This is a genomic window from Alteraurantiacibacter lauratis (genome assembly GCF_037154155.1).
Classification (GTDB): Bacteria; Pseudomonadota; Alphaproteobacteria; order Sphingomonadales; family Sphingomonadaceae; genus Alteraurantiacibacter; species Alteraurantiacibacter lauratis.
The window spans coordinates 75,748-96,820 of the sequence record NZ_JBANRN010000004.1; the positions used below are offsets into that span (position 1 = coordinate 75,748).

The window sequence follows — 21,073 nt, forward strand, 5'->3', positions numbered from 1 at the left end:
CATCTCCAATGGGAGCACGGCCTGCGGCAATTATACCGCAGGCCGTGCCATGTTTCCCCAAACGACCATCACCTGGCCAGCGACACTATCAGAACCTTACGCTGGCCCCGACAAAGTAGCGCCGGCCGATCACATCAAAGAAATAGGCGTTGATCGGCGAGGTCCCGATATTCGTGGCAAGGCCTGTCGTAGTGACCGCGTTATAGTCCGACAGCGGCGGCGCCTTGTCGAACAGGTTCTCGACGCCTGCCCGGATCGTCACCATATCGTTCACGCGGAACGAACTGTTCAGATTGAACAGGTTGTAGGCAGGCGACCCGACGAAAGGCGTATTGGGGGTGGACGGGAAGCTGATCGACTTGGCCGAAGGCAAATGCTGCCACTGGAGCGAAACCTCCGCCGGGCCAACCGAATAGCCAAGCGTGCTGAACAGCTTCCAGCGGAAGGCACCGGGGTTGAGCCCGTTTTCCGCCACGCCGGCATTGCCCGATGGGCCCAGCGTTCCGGCATATTCCACCAGCTGCCCCGCAGCACCCGCCTCAGGCGGCAGCGGCGCAGACTTGAAGGTGATCAGATAGTTGAAGACCGAGTTGAGGCTCAGCTCACCGGGGCCGACAGGTGCCGACCAATCGAGTTGCAGATCGATGCCCTGCGTGCGGAAACGGCCATTGTTGAGGTAGGTCACCTGAACCGCGCCCAATGCCCCGGTTCCCGCCACACGATCGATCGCCTGGCACTGCGGCGTTGCCGCTGCCGCCACCGGATTGGTGGCGATTGCCGGGTTGAAGGTGGGATCAAAGCAGAGACGCTGGGCCGTATCCAGAGTGAGCGGGCCGATCGCATCATCCACGCGGATGTTGTAATAGTCCACCGTCAGCCGCAGGCGGCTCAGCGCCTCGCTGGTAAACGGCGAATCGACCACTGCACCCACCGTCCAGGTCTTGGCCGATTCCGGGCGCACATTGGGGTTGCCCACCAGGATCGGGAAGGCAAAGGCCGGGCCGGTAGCAAGGTGGAAAACCGGGCTCGAATAGAAAACATCCGCGGTCTCGGCCACTTGCTGGTTCATCAGGATGCGGCATGTGGCCAGCACATTGGCCGCATTGGGGTTGGTCGCCGGATTGACCGACCATCCCAGCGTGTTGGGCGTGCGGCAAACGTCACCGCCGCCGGCAGCGGTAAAGGTCTGCTGCGGAGCAAGGAACAATTCGGCGATATTGGGCGCGCGAACCGCCTTGTTGTAGCCGCCCCGCAGACGCAGCCAGTCGGTCACTTCCCAATCGGCCATGGCCTTCCACGTGAAATTGCCTCCGGTGGTGTTGTAATCGGAATAGCGTGCGCCGAGGTTCAGTTCGAACATCTCGATCAGCGGCATTTCCGACAACACCGGGATCAGCAATTCGCCGTAAACTTCGCTGACCTTGATGGTGCCGGCGGAATTGCCGCTGGGATACAGGCCAACCGCCTGATCCTGGAACGACCGGCCCTGGGTGGACAGCGTGTCATTCGTGTAGACATAATCGTTCACCCGGTGCGTTGCGCCGATCGCCGCGCGCAGCTGGCCCGCCGGCAGTTCGAGCAATCCGCCCTGCATGTTCAATTCATAGACCGACTGCTCCATGATCGAACGGGTCTTCAGATCGGCGGAGATAGCTTCGATACAATCCTGCGAGACCACCTGATTGTAATCGAACGGGTTGAACCCGCTGGTGCAGGTTGCCACCGATGCGCCAAAGCCGCCAAAGCCGCTGCCCTGGTTACCCTGAGCGCGGAAGCCTGCACCCCAATTGGGCGCATTGATCACTTCGCGGAAGCGCGACAGCGACGCAACGCCGGTCAACAGGGTATTGACGTCAGATTCGCCCTTGGAGGTGTAGAGTTCCCAGGTCCAATCCGTGCCGGGGATCTCCCCTTCAAGGCCCGCGACCAAATTGTAGGTTTTCACATCGGTCGTGGAAATGCGGTTGGCGAAATCGAGCAGATAGGTCAGCTGCCAGTCGCAACTCGCACCCGACCCGACCTGACCAAACGTCGCCGGATCGACGTCGCCGCAATTCAGCCGGTCCAGCGTCGCCTGCGAAACATTGGTCGGAATTATGCGGCTGTCGAGCACGGCGCGCAGTTCTGCCGGAACCGGCGCATCGCCGCGCGCAAAGCCCGACCAGCCGTTCACTGTGGGCGAAGGCTCGTTCACCGTACGCGCATTGCTGCGGGTAAAGGTTGCCTGGGTGAACACGCCGATCCAGTCATTGATGTCATAGCTGGCGCGGCCATAGACATTGTAACGGCTGAGCGGCAGCTGCGCCTGCGCGTCCTGGAAATTCTGCGCCAGTCCACCATCCTGCGTCCGCTTGTGCCGGCCGTTGGTCACATCCTGATTGAAGCGGAACGATCCGCCAAGCGGGCTGTTGAAGAAGCCGGTAAAGGCCGTGCCATCAGGATTGAAATAAAGCCGCGAACCCGCCGCCACAACGCCGGGGCCAAACAGCGCGTCGTAGGATGCCTGCGTGGGATTAATCCCGCCGCTCGGCTGGAAACCGGAAAAGTCAGAGAAGATTTGCGTGCCCGCAAAGCGCGGATCGCGCCAGGCATCGCGATACCACGGACGCTCGTCCTGACGGGCAGCGCGGCGAACGCTCTTGGAAACGCCCAGCGTGACATTGCCGCTGCCGTCCGCGAAATTGGCACCGATCAGGCCGTTGACGGCATATTGAGCGCCGTCGCCGCGCTCGCTGATGCCGCCCTGCGCGTCAAAGGCAAAACCTTCAAAATTGCGCTTGAGAATGAAGTTCACCACCCCGCCAACGGCGTCGGCACCGTAAGTTGCCGAAGCGCCGCCGGTGATGATTTCAACCCGCTCGATCGCGGCGGCCGGTATGGTGTTGATGTCCACCACCCCCAAAGCGTTGGCCGGCGTGGCGCGGCGGCCATCGACCAGAACAAGGTTGCGGTTGGTGCCCAGGCTGCGCAGCGAAACCGTGGCAGCACCCGGCGTGTTGGTTGCGGTTGCCTGCGTATCACCACCCAATTGGGGGTTTTGGGCAGGCGTGAAAGCCGGCAAGCGGTTAAGGCTGGTTTCCAAGGATGCGCTGCCAGTGTTGCGCAGAAGGTCATCGCCCACCGTCACAATCGGGCTGTTCGCCTCGTAATCTCGGCCCACAATGCGCGAACCGGTCACGATGATCATATCTTCGCTCGTTACCGCTGCTTCGGCAGATGCTTGCTGCGCAATCGCCGGGCTCGCTGCTACAAGGCCCAGCAAGCCGGTGCTGCAGGCGTAAGCCAAGCGCAATATCGCTCGATTCCTCAACATCAATCTCTCCCTTTTTGACGGACTTGGGACAGCATCCGGGGGAGATGCAGACCCAGACCATGTGCGATTTTCCTCGCACCAATTTTTGTTTTCACCCGAAGGCCGAGCCATCAGGACGCATATGTCGAGTTTCATCCCGTGAGGGACTTCCAATATCTATTGCAGTAGGTAGATTGTTCAAGCGGGAAATTTCTTTGTCCGGCCGAAGGGGCTAGACCAACAGGAACCCGCCTAGGAAATACCAGGCATCCCAAACAGGTAAGGCTGCAGGAACGCGAGATGAAAGACGATTTCGACGAGTGGAACAGCCTGTACAACCGCTTTTATCCGGAAGGATCGCGAAGCGATTTGGAGTTCCGGACAACGCGCCTGCTTGTGCTGGCGGGACGGGCCTATGTCAGCCGCATCGACAAGCTGCTTGTCCGCAAGACCGGGCAGAGTCGTGTACGTTGGCAAATCTTGTTCGCCCTCGCCTTCGCACCGCAACCTGCCACGCTGACCGATGTGGCTCGCCGCGCCTATCTCAAATGGCCTTCGATGGTGAAGCTGGTGGACGAGATGGTGCGCGAAGGTCTTTTGCAGCGGCAAGACAACCCCGCAGATGGCAGGTCGAAACTGATCAGCCTGACCGATGCGGGCGAAGCAATGGTGCGGACGATCCAGCCGGTAAAGGACAGCGAACGCGCCGCCGTCCTGCAGCACCTGTCAGACGAGGAACTTGCGCAAACCGTGCGACTTCTGGGGAAGCTGTTCGAAGCCATCGGTGAACCGGGCTGAGCGGTACAGCTGCGTTATCGGACGGATTTTCCAATAGCGGCCAGCTGGTGCTGGAGGCAGATTAAGCTCTGTTTCGCCAACATGACCCCATGGCCCAAACCGCCGGGGAATGGTGGCCCCCGTCTGCAAACAATTCGTTGCGCCGATATAGGGATGTGTGGTGGGCGATGACAGGCTCGAACTGCCGACCCTCTCGGTGTAAACGAGATGCTCTACCAACTGAGCTAATCGCCCCTGCGTTGCCGCAAGAGCGCCGCCCATAGCCCAACCACCACACACTGAAAAGCCCCAAAGACCGGCACATACCGCGCGCGGCCCGATCGATCAGTCGCGCGCCGCCATGATCCTTGCCACCTCGTCGAAATAGCGGGCCATTGCATCGGCCGCCTTGTCGCTCAGCTGGATGAAAGCGCGGCGGCGATCGGTATCGTCCTCCACACGCTGGAACAGTCCCGCATCGGTCATCTGGCTGATCCAGCGCAGCGCCGTGGTGGGCGGAACACCCGCCGCGATACACAGCGATGTTACCGAGACGCGAACATGCTCAACCCGCGCCGCTGTCAGATCGAGCAGCATATCCCACGCCGGATCGGCAAACAGCGCGCCATCAAGGAACCGCCCGCGCAGCCGTCGCATCTGGATCAGCCGGCGCACCAGCCGCGGATTGGGCAGAGGGGGACGGATCGCACGACCCTGCCCACCCGAACCCGGCGTTCGCGCAGCCGAGGCTCCGGGTACCAGGCGCGCATCCTGTGCCGCATCGCCAAAGCGAAACGTCTGGCCGGGGCTGCGCAAGGTGCCGCCTTCGGCCTCATACTCGCCCAGCCGCTCCAATTGCAGCGCGATCTGGTTGACCTGCTCGGTCAGGCGGAGGAGCGCCATCCTATCGGTTTCGGACAATTCACGCATCCGCGCGGAGGTGCCCTGCGCCAGTAAGCGACCCAGGACGATGATCCGATCCGCCCGGCGCGGATTGACGAGGATTTCGGGCGAGGATTGCCACAGGCAGGCAAAGACATCCTCCAGCCCGTCCAGGCTGGTTGAAACAACCAGATGCGTGCCCGCCCGCGCCGCACGGCTATCGATGCGCGACAGGGCCGCGAGGGCCGCGCCATCGGGCAGCGGACAATCGATCACCACCGCATCGCCCAACGGGCGCGCGCTGCCTTCGCTCAAATCAGCCACAGCCCCCACCTCGCGCAGCGCAAAGCCCGCGCCTTGCGCATCGTCACGCAGTTCGGCCCGGCGCACCGCGCAGTCGGCAAAGATCGAGACGCAGGGCGCAATCCCCGCCGCATCGGCCAGCGTGTCGTAAACGAAATTGGCCTGCCCCATTGAACCTGCTCCTGATTCGCGCTCCCCCAAGCGTGAACAGGATGAGAACAAATGCAGATCGTGTCAAGAATAGATGCCCCGTTGACCCACCAAAGTGCCCTTGCCGCCACCAAGATAGGTGAAGCGGAAATCGGGCCAACGTTTCTTCCAGCGCGTGGCAACCACCCGCTCACCCGGACGCGCTGCATCGTCGAGCAGCACCAGACCGCCCGGTGCGATGCGATCGAACAGCACCTCGGCATGACCGCGCACGAAGGGGTTTATCACCCAGGGTGGCCCATCGATGACAAGAAGATCAATCGCATCCGGCACCACCGGCAACTGATACCAGCGCGACGCCCACACGCTGTCCTGCGGCACGATGGGCGCGGGCCACAATTGCGCTTCCACTCCGTGTCCGGCCAGCCATTGCGCGGTTGCTTCGACAAAGGCGGCGTGCTGGTCGAAACCGATCAACTGCCCCCCGCCGTGCAGTTGCAACGCCCGCCCGATTACCAGCGATGTGGCGCCGCAGCCGAGTTCCACCACCACGCGCGGGCGGGACGCCTCAATGATGTCGATCAGCCGGAGAAGGAAGGTTGTGTCGGCCTTCCAGCTTCCCAGATTTGGCAGTGCGTCATGCGCCAGGCCCAGCCGGTCGAGAAGCAGCCGCTTTTCCGCCTTGCGCCCGCCCCACAGGCTGCGCGCCAGCCACGGCCATTGTATCGCACCCCACGCCCAAACCAGGGCCCGCTCCGAAAGCGGTTGTTTCTGGCTGGTGCCGGGCAAAGGAAGCAGCCCGGTGCGTTCGCGCGATGTCATGGCGTGGAGAGATATCTGCGCGCTCTTGCGAGTAAATCGGCCGAGCCGCTCTGCCCTCGTCAAACGGGCCAGAACGGCTGGTAATTGCGGCCAAATGAAGGCAGAAATCAATCCGCGAAAGGATCGCGCACCAGAATCGTGTCTTCCCGTTCCGGACTGGTGGAGACCGAGGCCACCGGGCATTCGATCAATTCCTCGATCCGGCGGATATATTTGATCGCCTGCGCAGGCAGATCGGCCCATGAACGCGCGCCAACCGTGGTGCCTTCCCAGCCGGGCATTTCCTCGTAAACCGGCTCGCACGCGGCCTGATCCTGCGCGTTGGCAGGCAGGTAATCGATGATCTCGCCGCGCAGGCGGTAACCGGTGCAGATCTTGATCGTCTCGAACCCGTCGAGCACGTCGATCTTGGTGAGCGCGATACCCGTCACGCCCGACAGCGCGCAGGTCTGCCGCACCAGCACCGCGTCGAACCAGCCGCAGCGCCGCTTGCGCGCGGTGACAGTGCCGAATTCGTGGCCGCGGCGGCCCAATGTCTCGCCTACCTCGTCCTCCAGCTCGCTGGGGAAGGGGCCGCTGCCCACGCGCGTGGTGTAGGCCTTGACAATGCCCAGCACGAAGCCCGCCGCGCCCGGCCCCATGCCGCTGCCGCTGGCAACCGTGCCCGATACAGTGTTGGAGGAGGTGACGAAGGGATAGGTGCCGTGATCGACATCGAGCAGCACGCCCTGCGCGCCTTCGAACAGGATTCGCTTGCCTGCCTTCTTCGCCTCGTTCAGGCGGCGCCAGACAGGCTGGGCATATTGCAGCACGAAAGGCGCAATGTCGCGCAACTGCGCCAGCAAGGCCGCGCGGTCCACCGGCGGTTCACCAAATCCGGCGCGCAAGGCATCGTGGTGCGCGCAGAGGCGGTCAAGCTGCGGTTCCAGATCATCCAAATGCGCCAGATCGCACACGCGGATCGCACGGCGGCCGACCTTGTCTTCGTAAGCGGGGCCGATGCCGCGCCCGGTGGTGCCGATCTTGCCCTTGCCCGCCGCCGCCTCGCGCAAGGTATCCAGCTCGCGGTGGACCGGCAGGATCAGCGGGCAATTGTCGGCAATGCCGAAATTGGCGGGCGTGATGGCAACGCCCTGCCCTTCCAGCCGCTCGATCTCGGCCTTCAAGGCCCAGGGATCGAGCACCACGCCATTGCCGATCAGAGATAGCGTGCCAGTGACGATGCCGCTGGGCAGCAGCGACAGCTTATATGTAGTGTCGCCCACCACCAGCGTGTGGCCTGCATTGTGCCCGCCCTGAAAGCGAACCACCACATCGGCACGTGCGGCGAGCCAATCGACAATCTTGCCTTTGCCTTCATCGCCCCATTGGGCGCCGATTACGGTGACATTGGCCATAGCTGATTCTTTCCCGGCAGTTGCCGCGCGGCCCTAGGCAAAGCGGCGCATAAGGGCAAGGTTTGCGGCAATTCAGCGCGTGGCAAGATTTCGCGGCGCATGAACGCGGCGGGACACTGCTGGAGGGATACCATGCGCCGCATTACATTTGCCATCGCCTTGGCCACCGCGTCTGCGACCTTGGCCGTCACCGCCATCCCCATCGCCAGCGCCGCGCAAAGCCGCCGCGCCGAAGCCGGGATGCAGACGCTCGCCTATGGCAGCGACCGCTTGCAGCAGCTCGATTACTGGCCCGGCGCACGCCGCGATGCGCCGCTGGTGGTATTCGTGCATGGCGGCGGGTGGAAGCGCGGCGACAAGCGCATGATGCACGGTTCGGCCAAGCTGCGCCACTGGCAGGCGGCAGGCTATGCCGTTGCCTCGCTCAATTACCGGTTGGTGCCCGATGCCACGGTGGAACAGCAGGCCGCCGATGTGGCCAGCGCCATCGCCTACCTCAAGACGCATGGCGGCGGACTGGGCTTCGATACGCGGCGCATCGCCCTGGTCGGCCACAGCGCGGGCGCGCATCTGGTGGCGCTGGTGGGCACCGATCCGCAATATTTCCGCACCGCGGGCCTGGCGATGCACGATGTGGCAGGCATCGTGCCGCTCGACGGGGCGGGGTATAATGTGCCCGACCAGATGGGCGAGAATGAACGCCTGATGGGCGATACCTACCGGCAGGCCTTCGGCACCGATCCGGCGCGACAGCGGGCCTTGTCCCCCACGCTGCACGCCGCCGCGCCCAACGCGCCCGAATTCCTCATCCTGCATGTCCAGCGCGACGATGCACGGCGGCAAAGCGAGGAACTCGCCGCCGCGCTGCGCCGGGCAGGAACGCCTGCCAGCGTGCAGGGCTTTGCCGGGCGCGGCCTGCGCGGCCACCGCCAGATCAACCAGCAGTTGGGCGAGCCTGATTATCCCGCAACCCCGGTGGTCGATGCTTTCCTGATGCGGATTTTCGCTCGATAACCGCTGCCCGCTGCTGCTAGGGGCACCCGCATGGATACCCCGCCCATCCTCGTTGCCGCGCTCTACCGCTTTGCCCGGTTTGACGATCCCGCAGCTCTGCGCCCCCCGTTGCTGGCCCTATGCGAGGAGGTGGGGCTGAAAGGCACGCTGCTGCTGGCAGGCGAAGGGATCAACGGAACCATCGCGGGCAGCGACAACGCGATTGCGCAGGTGCTGGCGCATATCCGCGCCCTGCCCGGCTGCGCCGATATCGAGGTGAAGTTCTCCCGCTGCAACGCCATGCCTTTTGGCCGGATGAAGGTGAAGGTAAAGCGCGAGATCGTGACAATGGGCGTGCCCGGAACCGACCCGACGCAGATCGTGGGCACCTATGTCGATCCGGCAGACTGGAACGCGCTGATTTCCGATCCCGATGTGGTGGTGATCGATACCCGCAACGATTACGAAGTTGCGATAGGTTCCTTTGAGGGTGCGTTAGACCCCCAGACGCCCACCTTCCGCGATTTCCCCGCGTGGTTCCGCGAAAACCGGGAAAAGTTCGGCCCCGCCCCCAAGATCGCGATGTATTGCACCGGCGGCATACGCTGCGAAAAAAGCACCGCTTTCCTGAAAGCCGAAGGGGTGGAGGATGTGTTCCACCTGAAGGGCGGCATCCTCAAATATCTGGAGGATATTCCGGAGGAAGAAAGCCTGTGGCGCGGCCAGTGCTTCGTGTTCGACGAACGCGTCAGCGTGGGCCATGGCCTCGTGCCCGGCGGGCTGGAGCGAAACCCCGACGGAACCGTGAAACAGGATTAGAGCGCGTGCGGCGCTCCGCCATCGAGCACATGGGTGCACCCCAGTGCCACGGCGTCATCTGCATCCGATAGCGCCTCCACCGTGCGCCACCCCTGCGCGCGCAGGGACGCGGCGACCACCCGGTCATGCCCCAGCGGCAGGAACAGCTTGTCGCCCAGCGCCTCTTGCGCCTTGACCGCCTCGATCAGCTCTTCGGGATAAAGCGAGAAACCCGTTGCCGCCTCGTCCGTGCCTCCGATGCGGTAGGTGCCCCCGCGCCCCAGCGCGCCGCGCACCCCCTGCGCATACAGGGTGAAGCCGAACCACGTCTGGTATTCAAAGCCGTGCCGCTCGCTGGGATCCAGCGTCAGGCGGGCGCGTCCTTCCACCCGCGCCGCAATCTGGCGCAGGGCATCGATACGACTATCGAGCACGCCTGCCGCGTCGATGGCCTCAAGCTTGGCCGCCGCCTCGGCAAAGGGGCCGGTGGCAAAGAGCAGCGGCAGATAGGCCGCGCCGCCCGCCTCCTTTAGCCCGCCTGCATCTTTTGCATCGAGCTCGCGCCGCACCGCCTCACGCTGTTCGGGGGCGAGCGGGAAGGCTTCTGCCGCCAGCGTATCGACGAGGTCAGGCAGCGTGAAATCGACCGAAATGCCCGTGGCGCCCGCCGCTTCCAGCGCGGTGATCGCCAGTTCGACCATCTCGCCCGCTGCCGCGGCGCTGTCATTGCCGATCAGTTCCGCGCCAATCTGCAGGTTCTCGCGGCGCGGTTCCAGCTGGTCGCCCGCGATCTTGACCACTTGGCCCGCATAGCACAGCCGCAAGGGCCGCGCCGCACCGCCCAGCCCGGTAGCGGCAATGCGCCCCACCTGCGCGGTCATGTCGCTGCGCAGTGCCAGCGTGCGCAAGGACTTGGGATCGACAAAGCGGAACATCGCCCGCGTCATCAGCCCGTCCATGCGCGCGGCCATGCTTTTTTCAAATTCGATCAGCGGCGGGCGCACCCGGTCAAACCCGTGGGCGCGCATCACCGCCATCGCCTCGCGCTCAATGCGGGCAGCAGCCGCGGCGCTTTGCGGCAGGCGGTCTTCGAGGCCTTCGGGCAGGAGGTCGGTCGTCGGATCCATCATGCCAGCCCCTATAGCGAAATACCGGCCCGGCGGAAGGCTTGCGCGCATCCGCCGGGCCGCATGGGTCAGAACTTGAGCGGCTGCACCCGCTTCACATTGCGCACCTTGCAGATCTTGTCGATCAGATCGGCCGAAACCGGGCTATCGACCGAAAGCAGCAGGATCGCCTCGCCACCGGCTTCGCGCCGGCCGAGGTGGAAGGTGCCGATGTTGATATTGGCTTCGCCCAGAATCGCACCCACCGAACCGATGAAGCCCGGCATATCGGTGTTCGAGATATAGAGCATGTCGCCTTCAAGGTCGGCCTCGATCGAAATGCCGAACATTTCCACCAGACGCGGCGCGCCGTTGGAGAACAGCGTGCCTGCGACCGAGCGGCTGCCCTGGCTGGTTTCCACCGTCACGCGCACCAGCGTGTGGTAGATGCCTTCACGCTCGTTGCGGATTTCGCGCACTTCCATGCCGCGTTCGCGCGCCAGGAAGGGGGCGTTGACCATGTTCACGCTCTGCGAATAGCGGCGCATCAGGCCCGCCAGCACTGCGCCCACAATGGGCTTCTGGTTGAGCTGGGCGGCGGCGCCTTCGGTCTCGATGCTGATCTTGGGCAGGTCGCCATGCGCCAGCTGGCCCACCAGGCTGCCCAGCTTTTCCGCAAGCGCCATATAGGGCTTGAGCTTGGGCGCTTCCTCAGCCGACAGCGAAGGCATGTTGAGCGCGTTGGTCACGCCGCCATTGACGAGGAAATCGGCCATCTGTTCGGCCACCTGCAGCGCCACATTGACCTGCGCTTCGGTGGTGGATGCGCCCAGATGCGGGGTGCAGATGAAGTTTGGCGTGCCAAACAGGGGATGATCCTTTGCGGGCGGTTCCACTTCGAACACGTCCAGCGCCGCGCCCGCAATATGGCCTGAATCGAGCAGATCCTTCAGCGCCACTTCGTCGACCAGGCCGCCGCGCGCGCAATTGACGATGCGCACGCCCTTCTTGCACTTTTCCAGCCGGTCGCGGCTCAGGATATTGCGCGTCTCGTCGGTCAAGGGCGTGTGCAGCGTGATGAAATCGGCCCGCTCGACCAGCGCGCCCAGATCGACCTTCTCCACCCCCAGTTCCACCGCGCGTTCGGGCGTGAGGAACGGGTCATAGGCGATGACCTTCATCTTCAGGCCCAGCGCGCGGGATGCGACGATCGAGCCGATATTGCCCGCGCCAATCAGGCCCAGCGTCTTGCCGGTGACTTCGACGCCCATGAAATCGTTCTTGGGCCATTCGCCGGCCTGCGTGCGGCGGTCGGCCGCCGGGATCTGGCGCGCCAGCGCCATGATCAGGGCAATGGCGTGTTCGGCAGTGGTGATCGAATTGCCGAACGGCGTGTTCATCACCACGATGCCCTTGGACGAGGCATGGGGGATGTCCACATTGTCCACGCCAATGCCGGCACGGCCCACCACCTTCAGCTTGGTGGCGGCATCGAGCACATCGGCCGTCACCTTGGTGGCCGAACGGATGGCAAGGCCGTCATACTCGCCGATACAGGCGATCAGCTCGTCCTTGGTCATGCCGGGCTTTACATCCACATCGCAGCCGCGCTCGGCAAAGATGCGCGCGGCGTTGGGATCCATCTTGTCGGAAATAAGAACCTTGGGCTTGGTCATGGGAATTACTCCTGTGCGAGTCCCGGCGCAGGCCGAGACCTCAGGCAGAAATGGGGAAAGACGGTGCAGGGCCCCTGCCTTCGCAGGGGGCTCACACGGGTCAGAGATTGCCGGCCTTCAGCTCGTGATAGGCCCAGTCGATCCACGGCAGCAGGCGCTGGATGTCCTCCAGTTCCACCGAACCGCCGCACCAGATGCGCAAGCTCGGCGGGGCGTCGCGGTAGCCGTTGAAATCATACCCGATGTCCATCTTTTCCAGCTTGGACGCGATCTTCTTGGGCACGGCGGCCTGATCTTCGGGGGAAAGGCTGTCATACCATTCGCCCTGGAACACCATGCACACGCCGGTATTGGTGCGCTGCGCGGGATCGGGCACCATGTTGCGAAGGTAGTCCTTGCTTTCGATGAAGTCCCACACCGCCTGCGCATTGGCATTGGCGCGCGCGATCATCGCCGGCAGGCCGCCCATTTCCTTCACCCATTCCAGCGCGAAGATATAGTCCTCGGTCGCCAGCATGGAGGGCGTGTTGATGGTCGAGCCTTCGAAGATGGCGGTGTCGATCTTGCCCTTCTTCTTGATGCGGAACAGCTTGGGCAGCGGCCATTCGGGATCGTAGCTGTTGATCCGTTCCACCGCCTTGGGCGACAGGATCAGCATGCCGTGCTGCGCTTCGCCGCCCAGCACCTTCTGCCACGAATAGGTGGTGGCATCGAGCTTGGCCCAATCCATCTCCATCGCGAAGACGGCGCTGGTGGCATCGTTGATGGCAAGGCCTGCGCGGCCCGGCGCCAGCCAGTCGAGGTTGGGAATGCGCGCGCCGGATGTGGTGCCGTTGAAGGTAAAGACAACGTCGTTGTCCTGCGGGACCTGCGTCAGGTCCGGAATCTCGCCATAACCGGCTTCGAGCACCTGCAGGTTCGGCAGCTTGAGCTGCTTGACCGCGTCCTGGATCCAGACATTGCCGAAGCTTTCCCATGCGGCGACCGTGGCGGGGCGGGCACCCAGCATCGTCCACATCGCGCATTCCAGCGCGCCCGTATCCGAACCCGGCATGATGCCGACCAGATAATCGTCAGGAATGCCGAGCAGTTCCTTGGTCAGGTCGATGGCATATTTCAGCCGCCCCTTGGCGTAGGAGGAGCGGTGCGAACGGCCGAGGCTTTTGAGATCGAGCTTTTCGGGTGCCCAGGTAACCGGCTTGGCGGTGGGGCCGGACGAAAAGAAGGGACGCTCCGGACGGAGGGCAGGTTGGTCAGTCATGGTATTCTCTCCTTGCAGAGAGCACGCGCGGCGTTGGGACCGCGTGGCCCGCCGGCGGCACTAGACAGATCGCCGCCATAGTCAAGCCGCAATGCTGGGATATGCGGCGAAACTGGCGGTAAATGACTGGAAACAGGCGGCAACATCCTGCCGCCCGGCAAGAGGTTGCCGTGCGTTAACCGTAACTGTTGCAGGAGAGTTTACCACGACAGGGTAATAACACGGATATGAAGAGGATCATTTCCGTTCTGATCGCATCGGGTCTGCTGTCGGCCTGCACCGTTGTTCCCGAAGCGAATCGCGCAGGCACCGGCGCCCGCAGCACCGCCCCTGCTTCATCGGGTGCTGTGGCCACACGCCTTCCCGCCCCGGTGGCAGCTCATCCGCAGGATCGGCAATGCCTCGCGCAGCTTACCGATACCGGCGCGCAGTTTGTGCCGGTGGCCGATGCCTATCTGGGCGAGGGATGCAGCACGGTGGGCACGGTGCAGCTGTCCGCCTTGCGCAGCGATGCCACCCGCCTGTCGCTCAGCAATATGGGGCCGGTGCAATGCGGCGTGGGCGCGGCCTTTGCCGCCTGGGCGCGCTATGGCGTGGACCGCGCCGCGCAGCAGATCCTCGGCTCGCGATTGCAGCGGATCGAAACGATGGGCAGCTATGCCTGCCGCAATGTCGCGGGAAGCAGCCGCCGCAGCGCCCATGCCACGGCGGGCGCGATCGACATTGCCGCCTTCGTGCTGGAAGACGGCCGCCGCATTTCGGTGTTGCAGCATTGGCATGGCGGCAGCGCGGCGGAAAAGGAATTCCTGCGCACGGTGCAGCGCAGTGCGTGCCGCCGTTTCGCCACGGTGTTGGGGCCGGAATACAATGCCGCGCACCGCGACCATTTCCACGTCGAAGGCGTGATGACCGACAGTTCCTTCTGCCGCTGACATCACCCGTTGGCGGCTATCCGAAGGCTTGGGCCCTCACTTCGATCGGGGTCCGCTGGCGGAACGCGCCGATCGCTAAGGCCCGCTTCCATGTGCAACCGCACAGCTTCCGCCGAATGGGTTGCGCCCAATTTCTCCATCATGTTGGCGCGGTGGATCTCGACCGTGCGCGGGCTGATATCCAGCGCGCGGGCAATCGCCTTGTTCGAACATCCCGCACTGAGCCACTGGAGCACCTCGCGTTCGCGCCTGCTAAGCAGGGCGATACGCTGGCGCGCCTCGATCATGCGGCGGCGACTTTCGGCGTGGCGTCCGCCATCCGCGGCGATCTGGGCGGCCATGCGCGCGATCTCCCCCTCGGTAAGCGGCAGGCGCAGATAATCAAGCGCGCCTGCGCGGATGGCCTGCACCACTTCGTCCACATCGGGCGCGTGGCTGGCGGCAATCACCGGTAACCATATTCCCCGTTCGCCCAACCGGTCGAGCAGGTGATCCACCCCGCTGGCCAGCTGGTTCTCGCACGCAATGATAACCCCCTCGCGCGGGGCAAGGTCCATCAGTTCGGCAAGATCCGAATAGACCTCCACATGATGTCCCAGACTGAAGGCAAGCCGCGAAGCTTCGGCCCTGAGGCGGCTGTCGCCGCCGACGATGTGAAGTTTGAGGCGCTGTTCCATAGGAGCAAATTTTGCTCCGCAGACATCGTTAGTGCATGGGGAATCGCCTCCGATTCCAAGCGAATTCGGCACACGTTCGGCACGCATAAGTCGTAAATACATCGCCAACTTCCCTCCAAAACGGAGTGGAAATCCGCAATGCCCCTGATGCTGGGAATACTTACGCAGCCAATACCTAGGTATAACCCCTTATGCCGTTGACCAGTTGTGCCAAGGATGCCGGCTGATCGGTTCGCGCCGTCACTCGGCCTGCTGGTAGAAGGTGTAATCGGGCAAGGAATGAAAGGCATTGCGCAAGGCATTGGACCAGCTTGTGGAAATCGCCACATAGTAACGGTCATCGCTTTCGATCCGCCGTTCGTGCAGCGGTTCGAACGTGTCACGCTCGATAACCATGAGGTCGAGCGGCATACCCACGGAGAGGTTCGCCTTTAGCGTGGAATCGAAGCTGACCATAAGCAGTTTCACCGCGTCCTCGAAACTCATGTTCCGGTCATATCCGCGGATCAGGATCGGGCGACCGTATTTGGTCTCTCCAATCTGGAAGAATGGCGTGTCGAAGCTGGCCTCGATGAAATTGCCTTCGGGATAGATCATGAACAGGCGCGGTTCCATGCCGGCGATCTGGCCGGCCAGGATGATGCTGGCGGTAAAGCGGCTGCCCGCCGCCGCACCGCCATTTTCGGCCTGCGTTTGCTGCACCGTCTCGCGCAGCAGCTTGCCCACTTCCACCGCCACCTGAAACATGGTCGGCAGTTCGAGCAGCGAGTTCTGCCGCTCTCCGGGCGCCTTGCTGCGTTCCTCCAGCTTGCTGATCACTGCCTGCGTGGTGGCAAGGTTGCCCGCCGTCATCAGCGTGATGATCCGCTGCCCCGGCACCGACCAGCGGTACATCTTGCGGAACACCGAGATGTTATCGACGCCGGAATTGGTGCGCGTGTCGCTCATCAGCACCAGCCCCTTGTCCAGCACCATCCCCACGCAATAGGTCATCGCAAATGCCCCGTCATTTTGTGCCCTGTTTTGCCTGCAGTCGCGAATAGGGTGCAGGCCGCCCTCTGCGCAAGCGCGAAGGCGCTATTGCTCCACCATCTGCTGCTCGATTGCGAGTTCGACATGCAGATCCTCGCTCATTGCGCCGTAGCTGATGCCCACAATGGGGGCCGCGTCGCGGTAATCGCGGCCCGTGGCCACGCGGACATAACGCGGATCGGGGCTGATCTGGTTGGAGATGTCAAAGCCGACCCACCCCAGCCCTTCCACAAAGGCCTCGGCCCAGGCGTGCGTGGCTTCCTGGTGCACCCGGTCGTTCATCATCAGATAGCCGCTGACATAGCGCGCCGGGATGTCGAGCATCCGCGCCGCGGCAATGAAGGTGTGGGCATGGTCCTGGCACACCCCGCGCCCATGGACCAAGGCCTCCTCCGCGGTGGTTTCCACATGCGTAACGCCGGTTTCATAGGCCACCGCCGCCAGCACGGCGGCCGACAGGCGGTGCAGCATTTCGACCGAGCTGCCGCCCTTGTCGAGGCCGTTCACAAGCTGGCGCAGGCGCGGCCCCGGCTTGGTCAACGGCGTATGACTGAGGAACGCCCAAAGCGGCATATGCCCGGCATGGCGGCCGATTACCCCGGCATGGTCCTCGGTCTCAACCGTCCCGCGGCACGAAATCTCCACTTCGCTGGCACCCGGAAGCACCGAGACGAGCGTTACGTGATTGTGGTTCTGGTCGTCATACGCCAATTCCTCGCGTGCGCCGCTCAATTCCATGACCCAGTCGAGAATTCGCTGACCCTGCGTCTCCTTGGGCGTCAGGCGCAGGCGCTGCACCCCGTGCGCGACAGGTTCGGCAAAAACATAACGGGTGGTGTGGCGAATGGAGAGGCGCATGGCTGTGTATGACCGGCCCGCTTACGAAACGAACCGATACTCCTCCGATATGGCGTTGCCGATGGCTGCGTTGCAGCCGATGAATTCGAGGATGAATTCGTGCAGCCCTTGCTCGAATATGTCCTCCACCCGTTTCCCCGAAAGCATACCATCGGCCCGCGCCAGCGCTTCGTGCGCCATACCTTCACGGCGGTGAAACCGGGCGAGCGCGGCAAGGTTTTCGCGCATCGCCAGGTGGCAGAACATCAGGCTGCGCGGGAAGCGTTCGTCCAGTATCAGGAACTCGGCAATCGATCGGGCATCCATACGCCCGGCATTGAGCCAGCTATAGGCCCGTTCCGCCGAGACAGATCGCAGCACATTGTCCCATTGCCCGGTATCGAGCACCGTGCCGACATAGGCGATGCTGGGCAGCAGCAGGTAATATTTCACATCCAGAATGCGCGCGGTGTTATCCGCCCGTTCCAGAAAGGTGCCCGCGCGGGCGAAGCTGTAGGTTTCGTTGCGCAGCATCGATCCGTGCGTGGCCCCGCGCGCCAGCGTCGATTCGCGCCGGATCGCGCCCAGCACCGCATCCAGATTGGTCACGCGCACGGGGCGGGCGAGCAGGTCGCGCAAGGTCATCCAGCCTTCGTTGATGGCTTCCCACACTTCGCGCGTGATCGCCGAGCGGCAGGCGCGGGCATTGCTGCGCGCGCGTTCGAACATGGACAGCACGCTTTGCGGATTGTTGCGCGAACGCAGCACGAAATCGCACACCTGCGCCCCGGCATAGCCTTCGTGATACTTCTCGTAATCGGCCAGCTGGCCCAGCGTGGTGAGGATCGATCGCCATTCCTGGCTCGCCTCGTCTTCGCCGCGCGTCAGCGTCATGCGGTGCCCGGCGGCAAGCAGGCGGGCAGTATTTTCCGCGCGCTCCAGATAGCGGTACATCCAGAAAATGCCGCCCGCCACGCGGCCCAGCATGGGCTTCTGCATGGCCCCGCAGGTGTAGCCGTCAGTCATCGAGCACCCAGCTGTCTTTCGTGCCGCCGCCCTGGCTGGAATTGACCACCAACGACCCCTTCTTCATCGCCACCCGCGTGAGCCCGCCGGGGGTAATGTCGACCCCTTCGGGCGAGACGAGCACGAAGGGGCGCAGATCGACATGGCGCGGGGCCAGCCCCTTGGCGGTGAAGATCGGGCAGGTGGAAAGCGCCAGCGTCGGCTGCGCAATGTAGTTTTCGGGCCGCGCGACCAGCTTGGCGCGGAAGGCCTCAATCTCCTTCTTCGAGGAGGTCGGGCCGATCAGCATCCCGTATCCGCCCGATCCGTGCACTTCCTTCACCACCAGATCGGCCAGGTTGTCGAGCACATATTTCAGGCTGTCCGCATCGGCACAGCGCCAGGTCTGCACATTGGGAAGTATTGGATTTTCGCCGGTGTAGAACTTCACGATTTCGGGCATGAAGGAATAGATCGCCTTGTCATCCGCCACCCCGGTGCCCGGCGCATTGGCAATGGTAATGCGCCCCGCGCGGTAGACATCCATGATCCCCGGCACGCCCAGCACCGAATGGGGATTGAAGGTGAGCGGATCGAGATATTCGTCATCCACGCGGCGGTAGAGCACATCGATCGGGCGAAAGCCGTCGGTCGTGCGCATCTGCACGCGCCCGTCAACCACCCGCAGATCGCTGCCTTCCACCAGTTCCGCGCCCATCTGATCCGCAAGGAATGCGTGTTCGAAATAGGCCGAATTGAAAATGCCGGGTGTCAGCACGGCAATTGTCGGCTTTGGCCCTGCCCCATCGGGGGCGCAGGCGGCAAGGCTGGCCGCCAGGCTGCGCGGATAGCCCGATACGGGACGCACCTTCACCTGCGTGAACAGTTCCGGGAACATGGACATCATGGTTTCCCGGTTTTCCAGCATATAGGACACGCCGCTGGGGGTGCGGGCATTGTCCTCCAGCACCAGGAACTGATCCGGCCCGGTGCGCACCAGATCGATCCCCACAATATGCGTATAGACCCCGCCCGGCGGCGTGAAGCCCACCATCTGCGGCAGCCACGCGCTGTTTTCGCGCAGCAGCCGCACCGGCAGGCGGCCCGACCGGATGATTTCCTGCCGGTGATACAGATCGTGGATGAAGGCGTTGAGCGCGCGCACCCGTTGTTCGATCCCGCGCGAGAGCCGCCGCCATTCCTGCCCGGTGATGATCCGCGGCACCATGTCGAAGGGGATCAGCCGCTCTTCGGCATCCGCTTCGCCATAGACATTGAAGGTGATGCCGGTGCGGCGAAAGAAGCTTTCCGCCTCGCTCCCCTTGCGACGCAGAACAGCCGGATCCTGCCGCTCCAGCCACTGTTCATAGTCCCGGTAGGCTGCGCGGACGGACCCGTCAGGCGCAAGCATTTCATCATAACGGGAAGCTTCGGCTGTGCTCATATCCACCTATGTCGCAGTGCAACATTGCACGAAAGAACCGCGCCGCCAAGCGCCGTTTGCGTGAGGGGTTATTGAGCGGAAAACCGGTTTACAATCAACGCCTTTCCAATTCCTGAGCCACCGCCAGTATCGCCTCGGCCGAATTGGAGAAGCCCATGTGGCTGCATTTCAGCGCGCGTTCGCGGTCCCGCTCGCCCGGAAGGCCGCGCGCGCTACGCACCGAAACCACGCCGTCACGCGCGCTCCACAGCGCCACGGTTTCCACCGGTGGTTTGGCCGCCAGATCGGCCGCAATCGGCGGTCGCTCGACCGAATGACCGGTGACAAGCTGGTAGAGCCGCCAGACATTGTTCGAATAGGGCGTGTGGCTGAACGGCGATCCCATGGTGATGACCTTGGCCACGCATTCGGGATGCAGCTTGGCCATTTCGCGCGCGAAAATGCCGCCCAGGCTCCACCCCACCAGCACCACCTTGCAGCCATAGCGGGCATGAACATCGCGCACACGCTGGGAGAGGAAGGCAAAGTTTTCCTCGGTCGGGCCGAAATTGAAACCCAGGCCCCAGCGCTTCACCTTGTGACCCGCTTCCTCCAGCTTTTCCGCCATGTAGCGCATCCGCATGGGATGCGTGGCAAAGCCGGGGATCAGGATCACGATCTGCCGCTCACTCGCCTTGGGCACGACCAATGCGGGACGGAACCGGCGCATGAGCGGCTCGGCAAAGGCCAGCGCTTCGGCCAGGAACAGCGCCTGCGATGGCCGCGCGGCATTATCCGGCGGCTGGCTGCGCAGCAGGCGGATGCGGCGCAGCACGGCCTCGCCAAAGCTGGCAAGGCGATGGGGCGCACTCGGCGCCGGATATTTCAGTTTCGCGACATGCATGGCCTGCCCTGTAACACAACTGTCGTGATTGATCATCTCCTACCGTCTGCGGTCACGCCTTCGCCACATGGCTTGCCGTGCGGTGAACCGTGTCCTCCGTGGAACGCACGGCAATGCCGCCGGTTTCCAAGCCCAAGCTGGGAAACCGACCCGACAATTCAACAGGAGATCGGGTAATTACAGAACCTTAGGCCATCTGACCGATGCAGCGGGTCAGCAATCGCCCACGCGCGTTGTCACCGCGCGCATACGAATTGTCGCCTCGCCCATATCGGGAATTTGCGTCTTGAACGACATCGTCATGTCCGCGCCGGTTTCGCTCATCGTGCCGGTCATGCGGACATCGCCGCTGATCCCGTCCGTGCCCGGCGGGCAAGTGAGTGCCGCATCGATAGTGCCGCCGGACATATCAAAGCGCTGCACGGTGCAATCGCTTTCGGTCATGTTCTTGAGCATTTCCTCGCGCGAACTGGTCACCTCTGCCGCGGTCAGGCAATAACTGGCTCCTTCCTGTGCGCCTTCGGCCATCATCTGTTCGAACATCTGCTGCATTTCCGGGGTGAGACCGGGAATATTCAGCTCCAACAGCTCGGTCGTGGTGGTGTACTGGCCAGGCTGCGGCGTTGGCCCCTCGGTCATTTCCTCTGCCGCTTCCTCCAGCGTGGTCGGCGAATCCTCGGCACTGTCGCCGCACGCGGTGAGCGTCAGGACGGCGGCAACGGGCAACAGGCAGATGAAACGCATGACTTCCCCCTCAAATGGCAGGCGCGCACCCTATCAGCCCCGGCCCTTGCTGCCAATGCGCG

The 21,073-nt window shown here is 63.4% G+C and carries 18 protein-coding genes and 1 tRNA gene; 4 read left to right on the plus strand and 15 right to left on the minus strand.

The genetic code is table 11. The annotated features are described in order from the left end of the window. Nucleotides 1–88: 88 nt before the first annotated feature. Nucleotides 89–3,286 (minus strand): TonB-dependent receptor plug domain-containing protein, encoded by a 3,198-nt coding sequence (locus WFP39_RS05510; protein ID WP_336918199.1) that lies wholly within the window; start codon nt 3,284–3,286, stop codon nt 89–91. A gap of 306 nt (nt 3,287–3,592) precedes the next feature. Between WFP39_RS05510 and WFP39_RS05515 the strand changes: the two genes are divergently transcribed. Beyond that, complete coding sequence (locus WFP39_RS05515) at nt 3,593–4,090, plus strand: MarR family winged helix-turn-helix transcriptional regulator (RefSeq protein ID WP_336918200.1); 498 nt, start codon at nt 3,593–3,595, stop codon at nt 4,088–4,090. Between the two features lie 158 nt (nt 4,091–4,248). Here the strand turns inward: WFP39_RS05515 and WFP39_RS05520 are convergent. The 4 genes from WFP39_RS05520 to WFP39_RS05535 form a co-directional block, all read right to left on the minus strand. Beyond that, nucleotides 4,249–4,324, minus strand: a tRNA-Val gene (locus WFP39_RS05520). Between the two features lie 90 nt (nt 4,325–4,414). Continuing rightward, nucleotides 4,415–5,425 (minus strand): MarR family transcriptional regulator, encoded by a 1,011-nt coding sequence (locus WFP39_RS05525; RefSeq protein WP_336918202.1) that lies wholly within the window; start codon nt 5,423–5,425, stop codon nt 4,415–4,417. 63 nt (nt 5,426–5,488) lie between these two features. Further along, a complete protein-coding gene (locus WFP39_RS05530; protein ID WP_336918203.1) occupies nt 5,489–6,226 on the minus strand; it encodes a class I SAM-dependent methyltransferase in 738 nt (245 codons plus the stop codon). Nucleotides 6,227–6,333: 107 nt separating this feature from the next. After that, nucleotides 6,334–7,623 carry an adenylosuccinate synthase gene (locus WFP39_RS05535; RefSeq protein WP_336918204.1) on the minus strand — a complete coding sequence of 430 codons (1,290 nt, stop codon included), beginning with the start codon at nt 7,621–7,623 and terminating at the stop codon, nt 6,334–6,336. A gap of 132 nt (nt 7,624–7,755) precedes the next feature. Here WFP39_RS05535 and WFP39_RS05540 point away from each other — a divergent pair, with 132 nt between their 5' ends. Both WFP39_RS05540 and trhO read left to right on the plus strand, forming a co-directional pair. Beyond that, nucleotides 7,756–8,637, plus strand: coding sequence for an alpha/beta hydrolase (locus WFP39_RS05540; RefSeq protein ID WP_377923532.1), 882 nt, complete (start codon nt 7,756–7,758; stop codon nt 8,635–8,637). Between the two features lie 30 nt (nt 8,638–8,667). Then, a complete protein-coding gene (trhO, locus tag WFP39_RS05545; RefSeq protein WP_377923531.1) occupies nt 8,668–9,435 on the plus strand; it encodes an oxygen-dependent tRNA uridine(34) hydroxylase TrhO in 768 nt (255 codons plus the stop codon). On the opposite strand, the gene WFP39_RS05550 is transcribed toward trhO, so the two are convergent. From WFP39_RS05550 to WFP39_RS05560, 3 genes are all read right to left on the minus strand, one after another. Next, nucleotides 9,432–10,544 (minus strand): ATP phosphoribosyltransferase regulatory subunit, encoded by a 1,113-nt coding sequence (locus WFP39_RS05550; protein WP_377923530.1) that lies wholly within the window; start codon nt 10,542–10,544, stop codon nt 9,432–9,434. The genes trhO and WFP39_RS05550 overlap by 4 nt on opposite strands. A gap of 65 nt (nt 10,545–10,609) precedes the next feature. Further along, nucleotides 10,610–12,196, minus strand: coding sequence for a phosphoglycerate dehydrogenase (gene serA / locus WFP39_RS05555; RefSeq protein ID WP_336918205.1), 1,587 nt, complete (start codon nt 12,194–12,196; stop codon nt 10,610–10,612). Between the two features lie 100 nt (nt 12,197–12,296). Then, nucleotides 12,297–13,457: a phosphoserine transaminase gene (locus WFP39_RS05560; protein WP_336918207.1), complete on the minus strand. Its 1,161-nt coding sequence runs from the start codon at nt 13,455–13,457 to the stop codon at nt 12,297–12,299. A 227-nt stretch (nt 13,458–13,684) separates the two neighbouring features. On the opposite strand from WFP39_RS05560, the gene WFP39_RS05565 reads away from it, so the two are divergent. After that, nucleotides 13,685–14,389: an extensin family protein gene (locus WFP39_RS05565; RefSeq protein WP_336918208.1), complete on the plus strand. Its 705-nt coding sequence runs from the start codon at nt 13,685–13,687 to the stop codon at nt 14,387–14,389. A gap of 2 nt (nt 14,390–14,391) precedes the next feature. Here WFP39_RS05565 and WFP39_RS05570 read toward each other — a convergent pair whose 3' ends face one another. The 7 genes from WFP39_RS05570 to WFP39_RS05600 all read right to left on the minus strand — a co-directional run bounded on the left by WFP39_RS05570 (nt 14,392) and on the right by WFP39_RS05600 (nt 21,011). Beyond that, nucleotides 14,392–15,066, minus strand: coding sequence for a response regulator transcription factor (locus WFP39_RS05570; RefSeq protein WP_336918209.1), 675 nt, complete (start codon nt 15,064–15,066; stop codon nt 14,392–14,394). Between the two features lie 240 nt (nt 15,067–15,306). Beyond that, nucleotides 15,307–16,059: a proteasome-type protease gene (locus tag WFP39_RS05575; protein ID WP_336918210.1), complete on the minus strand. Its 753-nt coding sequence runs from the start codon at nt 16,057–16,059 to the stop codon at nt 15,307–15,309. Between the two features lie 84 nt (nt 16,060–16,143). Continuing rightward, nucleotides 16,144–16,956, minus strand: coding sequence for a transglutaminase family protein (locus WFP39_RS05580; RefSeq protein WP_336918211.1), 813 nt, complete (start codon nt 16,954–16,956; stop codon nt 16,144–16,146). A 21-nt stretch (nt 16,957–16,977) separates the two neighbouring features. Beyond that, nucleotides 16,978–17,922, minus strand: a complete 945-nt coding sequence (locus tag WFP39_RS05585) for an alpha-E domain-containing protein (RefSeq protein ID WP_336918369.1) — start codon at nt 17,920–17,922, stop codon at nt 16,978–16,980. A 31-nt stretch (nt 17,923–17,953) separates the two neighbouring features. Then, nucleotides 17,954–19,384: a circularly permuted type 2 ATP-grasp protein gene (locus WFP39_RS05590; protein WP_336918212.1), complete on the minus strand. Its 1,431-nt coding sequence runs from the start codon at nt 19,382–19,384 to the stop codon at nt 17,954–17,956. Between the two features lie 94 nt (nt 19,385–19,478). Next, a complete protein-coding gene (locus WFP39_RS05595; RefSeq protein WP_336918213.1) occupies nt 19,479–20,267 on the minus strand; it encodes an alpha/beta hydrolase family protein in 789 nt (262 codons plus the stop codon). 213 nt (nt 20,268–20,480) lie between these two features. Continuing rightward, nucleotides 20,481–21,011 (minus strand): DUF3617 domain-containing protein, encoded by a 531-nt coding sequence (locus WFP39_RS05600; RefSeq protein WP_336918214.1) that lies wholly within the window; start codon nt 21,009–21,011, stop codon nt 20,481–20,483. Nucleotides 21,012–21,073: the final 62 nt, after the last annotated feature.

Coding starts and splice junctions, on each gene's coding strand:
- WFP39_RS05530 (WP_336918203.1), bottom strand. CDS start 6,226: ATGACATCGCGCGAACGCACCGGGCTGCTTCCTTTGCCCGGCACCAGC.
- WFP39_RS05595 (WP_336918213.1), bottom strand. CDS start 20,267: ATGCATGTCGCGAAACTGAAATATCCGGCGCCGAGTGCGCCCCATCGC.
- WFP39_RS05550 (WP_377923530.1), bottom strand. CDS start 10,544: ATGATGGATCCGACGACCGACCTCCTGCCCGAAGGCCTCGAAGACCGC.
- WFP39_RS05515 (WP_336918200.1), top strand. CDS start 3,593: ATGAAAGACGATTTCGACGAGTGGAACAGCCTGTACAACCGCTTTTAT.
- WFP39_RS05580 (WP_336918211.1), bottom strand. CDS start 16,956: ATGCGCCTCTCCATTCGCCACACCACCCGTTATGTTTTTGCCGAACCT.
- WFP39_RS05535 (WP_336918204.1), bottom strand. CDS start 7,623: ATGGCCAATGTCACCGTAATCGGCGCCCAATGGGGCGATGAAGGCAAA.
- trhO (WP_377923531.1), top strand. CDS start 8,668: ATGGATACCCCGCCCATCCTCGTTGCCGCGCTCTACCGCTTTGCCCGG.
- WFP39_RS05575 (WP_336918210.1), bottom strand. CDS start 16,059: ATGACCTATTGCGTGGGGATGGTGCTGGACAAGGGGCTGGTGCTGATG.
- WFP39_RS05600 (WP_336918214.1), bottom strand. CDS start 21,011: ATGCGTTTCATCTGCCTGTTGCCCGTTGCCGCCGTCCTGACGCTCACC.
- WFP39_RS05590 (WP_336918212.1), bottom strand. CDS start 19,384: ATGAGCACAGCCGAAGCTTCCCGTTATGATGAAATGCTTGCGCCTGAC.
- WFP39_RS05570 (WP_336918209.1), bottom strand. CDS start 15,066: ATGGAACAGCGCCTCAAACTTCACATCGTCGGCGGCGACAGCCGCCTC.
- WFP39_RS05560 (WP_336918207.1), bottom strand. CDS start 13,457: ATGACTGACCAACCTGCCCTCCGTCCGGAGCGTCCCTTCTTTTCGTCC.
- serA (WP_336918205.1), bottom strand. CDS start 12,196: ATGACCAAGCCCAAGGTTCTTATTTCCGACAAGATGGATCCCAACGCC.
- WFP39_RS05525 (WP_336918202.1), bottom strand. CDS start 5,425: ATGGGGCAGGCCAATTTCGTTTACGACACGCTGGCCGATGCGGCGGGG.
- WFP39_RS05585 (WP_336918369.1), bottom strand. CDS start 17,922: ATGCTGGGCCGCGTGGCGGGCGGCATTTTCTGGATGTACCGCTATCTG.
- WFP39_RS05565 (WP_336918208.1), top strand. CDS start 13,685: ATGAAGAGGATCATTTCCGTTCTGATCGCATCGGGTCTGCTGTCGGCC.
- WFP39_RS05540 (WP_377923532.1), top strand. CDS start 7,756: ATGCGCCGCATTACATTTGCCATCGCCTTGGCCACCGCGTCTGCGACC.